Genomic DNA, 6383 nt, shown 5'->3' with positions numbered 1-6383 from the left:
ATTTTTAAGTATATTTGGAGAGGAAATCGCTAAAGAGTAGCGACAATCTACCCAAATATGGGTGTATATGCGCTACTTTGTAGCGAGTATATACAAGTTATGGGCTAGTTTCGAGCAACAAACCGCTGAAAGAAACTCATCAAAAAAAATAAAAATCGAAAATAATTCAAGCGAATGTGGAAAACCGTAAAATGATTCCAAACATTAACTTTATTTTCGCCAAAATAAAGTGGAGCAGAAACCACTAAAATAAACGGAGAGTTACCGAAAATCTTTAAGAGTAGGGAAATTAAAAACAAAACAATATGTTATCAAGGATGTTTTACAAAATCGTATTAAGTTTAAGTCTAATTTTGGTTATGCAACAAAACACATTTGCACAAAAAACAAAAGACGAGTTAAAAGCAGAAAGAGAAGTTCTTAAAGCCGAAATGAAATCAAAAGATGCAGAAGATCGAAAAGCTAAATTTGAAAAACTAGCTGAACCTAAAGCGTCAGGTATTTCAAGCGTAGATGGACTTGCTACAAATTCAGCAAAAATGTTAGTTTCAACTAAAGAAATTAATACCATTATTCCTGAAATGTACAAAAGAACAGTTGGAGAATCTGTGGATGGTGTTGCTGATGTTACTGTAAAAAAACCAACCTTGGCTGAACTTACAGATTTAGGATTAAACATTGCAACGCAAATCAAAGCAGTGTCAGATGCTTCCGCATCTGTTACAACTGCATCTGCGGATTTAAAAAGCGCAGGAATGATGCAAGCACCTAAAGGTGCTAAATCATTAAATTTTTCTAAAGATGTTTTAGGATTAGTTTTACCTGAATTAAATCTAAACTTAAAAGTTGTAAATAATTTAATTGCAACTTTGAAATCATCAGGAAACTACTAACTAATATGAGAAATTTAAATTTTCTTTTATTGTTCTGTTTTGTGAATAGCCTAATCGGCTATTCACAAACAGCAATAAAACCAGTTTTAGGTGTTGCAGAATTTACATCCGAAGTTAATTCTAAATATTCAGGTGCAGTTGCTGAAAAAGTTGTTCAAATCGTAACTAATACAAAAAGATTTACCGTTGTTGATAGAACAAGTTATGATAAGGTAAAAGCGGAACTCGAATTCCAAAAATCAGAAGCGTTTCTTGATAGTAAAAACACTGTAAAACAAGACGTTGCTTTAGCCGCTCAAAATATGATTGTTGGAAATATTTTAAAAATGAGCGTTTACGCTATGAAAAATACAGACGGTAGTATAAATGGATATAAATCAAGCGTTGCTTTTACTTTAAAAGTTAATGAAGTAGAAACAGGTAAAACAACAGAAGCTGAAAGTTTTCAAACCGAAGTTAGTCCTTTAATGTTATCGCCTGAAAGTGCAGTAAACGAAGCTTTAAAATCTATTGAGCCGAAATTAACAGCGTATTTTATTAAAACATTTCCTTTGACAACAAAAATCAGTAAAATTCTAACTATAAAGAAAGAATCCGCATCAACAGTTTTAATAGCAGGCGGAAAAGAGTTTGGTTTTAAGGAAGGAGATAAATTAATCGTTGAAAAAAACGAAATGATTGATGGCAAACCATATCCATCTCAAATCGGAGAATTAAAAATTGTTAAAGTAGCAGGAGATGATTTTTCAGAATGTACAGTATCAGATGGAGGAAAAGAAATTTTAGCAAGATTTAATTCAGCAGAAAAATTGAATTGCAAATTAATCGTAAAATAAAATATATGTCAACATTAAGAAAATTATGTGTTTTAGCAATTTTCATTTCACTTTCAATAACCTCAAGTTGTAGTAAAAAAATACTTCCAACTTCCGAGGTTAATTTTCTTTCAGGAAACGATGGTACAATTACTATGAGAGCAATTGGTAATGGAGCAAATCAACTAGAAGCAAGTAGTGAAGCAGAAAAAAACGCTATTAATGTTCTGTTTTTTAGAGGACTTCCAGAATCTGAACAAAAAATTGCTTTAATCGGAACAAATGAATCGGAAGAAATAGAAAAACATAAACAATATTTTGAAAAGTTTTATGCTCAAAAAAGATACAAAACTTTTATTATGTCAAGTATTCCAGTAAGCGATTTTGCAAAGCAAAATGGAGGAATTAAAAGTTTAACTTTAGATATTAAAGTTAATTTAGTTGCATTAAGAAAAGACCTTGAACAAAACAATATAATCCGTAAGTTTGGATTTTAAAATAAATTTTATGAAATATAGATGTATAAATCACATTGTTTTATTTGTAACGCTTTGCGTTACAAATTTTGCGTTTAGTCAAAATTCTGCAACAAATAGTGGCGGACAAGTTGTTACGGTTCAACCCAAAATAATGGTAATTCCGTACACAAAAGAAGGAGAAGATTTAAGAACAATTCTAGAAAATGACCCAAATAAAAGAATTGCAATCACTAAAATAAAAGAAGGTTTTGATAGTAGAGGTTTTACAACTGTTGATTTCATTGCAAAATTAAAAGCAGCAAAAGACAATAATGCTTTTACATCGGATAATCAAACAGATATAAAATCACAAATAATTCAAATGTCTGGTGCAGATGTTTATGTACAAGCAGAAGTTATTATTGACAACGGTAGTTCGGGCAATGCTGTTAAACTTATTTTAACTGGTTATGAGGCTTCAACAGGTAATTCGTTATCAAATAAAGTTGGAGAAAGCGGAAGATTTTATACAGAGGATTATAACAAATTAGCTTCAAAAGCTGTTGAAAGTTGCATTGAAGATTTCTTAAATGTTATGCAAACCAAATTTACTGATATTGTAAATAATGGAAAATCAGTAATTGTTGATATTAGTTTTGATGCAGGTTCTCAACATAAAATGTCATCAGAAATTGGTTCAGATGGTTTGCCTCTATCTGACCAAATTGAAGCTTGGATGGAAAAAAACGCATTCAAAAATAATTATCATATTCAAGGAACAACTGACTTAAAAATGATATTTGACGATGTGAAAATTCCTTTAAAAGACCAAGCAACAGGAAACAATTATAATCCAAATAAATTTGCTCTTGAAATTTTTAAATTCTTAAAAGTGTTAGGTTTGCAACCAGCAAAAGATGTTAAAAGCAGTACCATTTATATAACAATTAAATAAATCAAGATGAAAAATATTTATTTTATAATAATAGCTTCGCTTATTTCATTAGTAACAAAAGCTCAAACAACAAACGAAATAGGTAAAATTTCTCTTTCGGTCGTTATGCCAGAAAGTATGGAGAATTTAGACGATTCTCAACTTTCAAAATTAGATACAAAAGTTTCTCAAATCGTTACAGTTTCAGGATTATCAGATTCGGGTTACAATAATAATTTTGTAATTTATCCGAAATTTGCTGTTAATGAAACTAATGTTGTTGAGGGCGGAATGCAAAATATAACTATTGTAAGTGTCGAATTAAGTCTTTTTGTTAAACAAGTAGACAACAATATTTTGTTTTCAACAATTAGCAAAATAATCAAAGGTAGCGGAAGTAGTAAAGAATTAGCAATTACTAATGCAATTACTAAAATTACTACAAACGACGCCGATTACAAATCATTTATCGATAAAAGTAAAACAAAAATCATTCAATATTACGAAACAAAATGTGCTGATATTATAAAAAAATCAGATGGTTTTGTAAAAACACAACAATTTGAAGAAGCATTAGGTTTACTTATGTCTGTTCCTGATGCTGTAAGTTGTTACACTCAAGTACAAGCAAAAGCAATCGAAGCTTACAAAGGTTTTCAAAAAAAGAATTGTACTAAACAAATGCAATTAGCACGAAATACAATTGCTACAAATGATTATGTTGGAACATTAAATATTTTGTCTGAAATTGATCCAGCTTCGCCGTGTTTTAAAGAATCTCAAAATTTGGCAAAAACCGTTGAATCAAAAGTAAACGCGGAAGAAAAGAAACAGTACGATTTTCAAATGAAACAATATAACGATGCTGTAAGTTTAGAAAAACAAAGAATAAACGCAATTAAAGATATTGCAGTTTCATATTATAAAAGCCAAACAACAGACATAAATTATACTTTAATCGTAAAATAGAAAATCTGTAGTAAATATAAAACCAGCCCATAACCGCCGTTTGGCAATATGGCGGGTTTAGGCTTAATTTGAAGTTGGTTTTGTGTCTGAAAGTTTAGTCATAAACCGAAAGTTTAGGCTTCCTTAATCCGCCACATCGCCAAGCGGCATCACGTTATGGCTCAGTGCCGAATCGACTCTGGTTACTACAATCGTGAATATTTATCTTCTCACTTTTGAGATTTTTACGCCTAAAATCGCTTCTGAACTGACTCAAACCGAAGTTTGAAATGTGTACCGAATTGAAAGCAAAAAAGTACCGAACTAAACGCAAAAAAGAGTGGAGAAAAAACCGTTGAAAATTATTTGGAACTTTTGAACTGCCGAAAATTGAAACCTAAAAAAACACCAAACTTAGCGCAGAAAAGTGTTGAGGAAAAACTTCTGAATTTGATTCGCTTACTTTTGAACTAAACGCAAAATATAGCTCTAAAAAATTCAGTGCCGATTCATAGCACCGCGCCATAACATCTGCTACAAGCAATTTGGGATTTAGTCTTGAATTTAAAGTTGGTTTTGTTTCAGGAAAATTTGGTCAACCCGAAAGTTTAGGCTAATTTAGTCCCAAACTGCGTGTAGCAGCGGGACGTTATAGGAAAACTTTTATCAACATTACGGTTAAAAGAAAACAAAAAAATAACGTTTAAAAGAAAAATATATTTTTCTTTGGTAAGTAAAAATAAAATTTATGCCACTTAAAATTCTACTGGTCGACGACCATGTTATGATTACTGATTTCTACAAAATGGCATTAGCCGATTTAGAAATAAAAACTAAAATTAGCACAGCTAATTCTCTAGAAACTGCTTATAATTTTATTTTTACCCAAACCAAAACACAATCTATAGACATTATAATTCTAGATTTGAGTATGCCTGCATATTCAGAAGAAAACATAAACAGTGGAGAAGATTTAGCAAAATTAATAAGAATAAAATATCCTGAAATAAAAATTATTATTGTCACAGGTTATTGCGAAACCATACGTTTATATAACATTAGACAAAACATATATCCAGAGGGAATTCTAGAAAAATGTGATATTGATTATGATATTTTCATATCGGCATTTAATAAAATTATCAACGGAGAAATATACAGAAGCGAAACAGTAAAAAAGAACATTAGTGATAAATTAAACGATGATATTTATTTAGATAATACGAATAGACAAATCGTTAAATTAATATCGCAAGGTATTAAAACAAAAAATATTCCTACATATCTTCCCATAACTTTAAGTGGTATAAAAAAAAGAAAATTAAAAATCAAACAATTGCTAAAAATTGATTTTGGCAGTGATGAAGACATCATTAGAGAATGTAAAATAAGAGGCTTTATTTGATTTACTTAATGATTTTAATAATATGTTTTTTCAGAAAAATTTAACAAAACGGGTACTTTTAGTACCCAAGTAATATTTTAAAAACCCTTATTTTTGAAAAAAAATTAACAAAAGTTGTTAATGGTTTTAATTATCTAAATTTAAAAATTATGAAAAAAATTAGTTTAAAAAGCTTTGAAAATTCACTTTCAAGAAGCGAAATGAGAAACATTATGGCAGGTAGATATGCAACTCCAGAATGTAGTGAATCTTGCGGAACAGATTCGTTTTGTTCAGGTAACTCATCTTGCCCTTGTTGTAACGGAGGTTCTTGTGGTGCATAATAACTCACAATTTTAAAACTATAAGGGAAGAGTTGATAAAACGCTTTCCTTATAGTTTTTTTTTAATTCAAATTTTTATGTCATTTAGATTAATTATCATATTACTATATTTTTTCCTTTACTATAACGTATTAGGAGCTCAACAAACCAATCAAAATAATTGTTTTGAATTGAATGGGTTTCTTATACCTAAACAAAGTAACGGCTATATGTACATAAGTTATACAAATAACAATAATGTGAAAATTATTGATTCAACAAAAATTGTTAATAATAAGTTCACTTTAAAGGGCTACATAAACAGTCCCAGAATTTCATACATAAGTAATAACAACAAATTTAGGTTAGATGGTACTAACACTTCAATTATTTATCTCGAACCAAAAAGATTAATTATTAGTCTTGATTTTTTGGATTTTAAAACTTTAAAATTGGATAAAAGCAAGACTCAAGAAGATTACATAAAATTAATAGAAATTAAAAAAAATATTCCTTTAAAGCTTGATTCTATTTATAAGTTAAGAGGTAATTACAATAATGAAATAACCACATTAAATGATAGCGTAAAAAAAAATATTTTACTTAAAAAAATAGCTAATATAGAGGA

Annotated in this window: 8 protein-coding genes; all 8 read left to right on the top strand. The window is 29.4% G+C overall.

Annotated features, from left to right (window positions below):
• Positions 1-317 precede the first annotated feature (317 nt).
• Positions 318-893 carry a hypothetical protein gene (locus ACH2BP_RS01085; RefSeq protein WP_395056164.1) on the top strand — a complete coding sequence of 192 codons (576 nt, stop codon included), beginning with the start codon at positions 318-320 and terminating at the stop codon, positions 891-893.
• Between the two features lie 41 nt (positions 894-934).
• Positions 935-1729 (top strand): hypothetical protein, encoded by a 795-nt coding sequence (locus tag ACH2BP_RS01080; protein ID WP_395056163.1) that lies wholly within the window; start codon positions 935-937, stop codon positions 1727-1729.
• Between the two features lie 5 nt (positions 1730-1734).
• The gene (locus ACH2BP_RS01075; protein ID WP_395056162.1) at positions 1735-2205 is read left to right on the top strand and encodes a hypothetical protein; all 471 of its coding nucleotides are present in this window, start codon (positions 1735-1737) and stop codon (positions 2203-2205) included.
• 10 nt (positions 2206-2215) lie between these two features.
• Positions 2216-3121, top strand: coding sequence for a DUF6175 family protein (locus tag ACH2BP_RS01070; RefSeq protein ID WP_395056160.1), 906 nt, complete (start codon positions 2216-2218; stop codon positions 3119-3121).
• A 6-nt stretch (positions 3122-3127) separates the two neighbouring features.
• Positions 3128-4069, top strand: coding sequence for a hypothetical protein (locus ACH2BP_RS01065; RefSeq protein WP_395056158.1), 942 nt, complete (start codon positions 3128-3130; stop codon positions 4067-4069).
• A gap of 727 nt (positions 4070-4796) precedes the next feature.
• The gene (locus tag ACH2BP_RS01060) at positions 4797-5453 is read left to right on the top strand and encodes a response regulator (RefSeq protein ID WP_395056156.1); all 657 of its coding nucleotides are present in this window, start codon (positions 4797-4799) and stop codon (positions 5451-5453) included.
• Between the two features lie 149 nt (positions 5454-5602).
• A complete protein-coding gene (locus ACH2BP_RS01055; protein ID WP_395056154.1) occupies positions 5603-5776 on the top strand; it encodes a hypothetical protein in 174 nt (57 codons plus the stop codon).
• 77 nt (positions 5777-5853) lie between these two features.
• A partial coding sequence (locus ACH2BP_RS01050) for a DUF4369 domain-containing protein (RefSeq protein WP_395056152.1) occupies positions 5854-6383 on the top strand: 530 nt, incomplete at its 3' end.

The sequence above is a fragment of the Flavobacterium sp. genome (assembly GCF_043756175.1).
Taxonomy (GTDB): domain Bacteria; phylum Bacteroidota; class Bacteroidia; order Flavobacteriales; family Flavobacteriaceae; genus Flavobacterium.
This window is presented reverse-complemented; position numbering and strand designations above follow the sequence as displayed.

Bases quoted from the DNA above. Each gene is read 5' to 3' on its own strand.
- ACH2BP_RS01060 (WP_395056156.1), top strand. From the start codon at position 4,797: ATGCCACTTAAAATTCTACTGGTCGACGACCATGTTATGATTACTGAT.
- ACH2BP_RS01070 (WP_395056160.1), top strand. From the start codon at position 2,216: ATGAAATATAGATGTATAAATCACATTGTTTTATTTGTAACGCTTTGC.
- ACH2BP_RS01085 (WP_395056164.1), top strand. From the start codon at position 318: ATGTTTTACAAAATCGTATTAAGTTTAAGTCTAATTTTGGTTATGCAA.
- ACH2BP_RS01075 (WP_395056162.1), top strand. From the start codon at position 1,735: ATGTCAACATTAAGAAAATTATGTGTTTTAGCAATTTTCATTTCACTT.
- ACH2BP_RS01065 (WP_395056158.1), top strand. From the start codon at position 3,128: ATGAAAAATATTTATTTTATAATAATAGCTTCGCTTATTTCATTAGTA.
- ACH2BP_RS01055 (WP_395056154.1), top strand. From the start codon at position 5,603: ATGAAAAAAATTAGTTTAAAAAGCTTTGAAAATTCACTTTCAAGAAGC.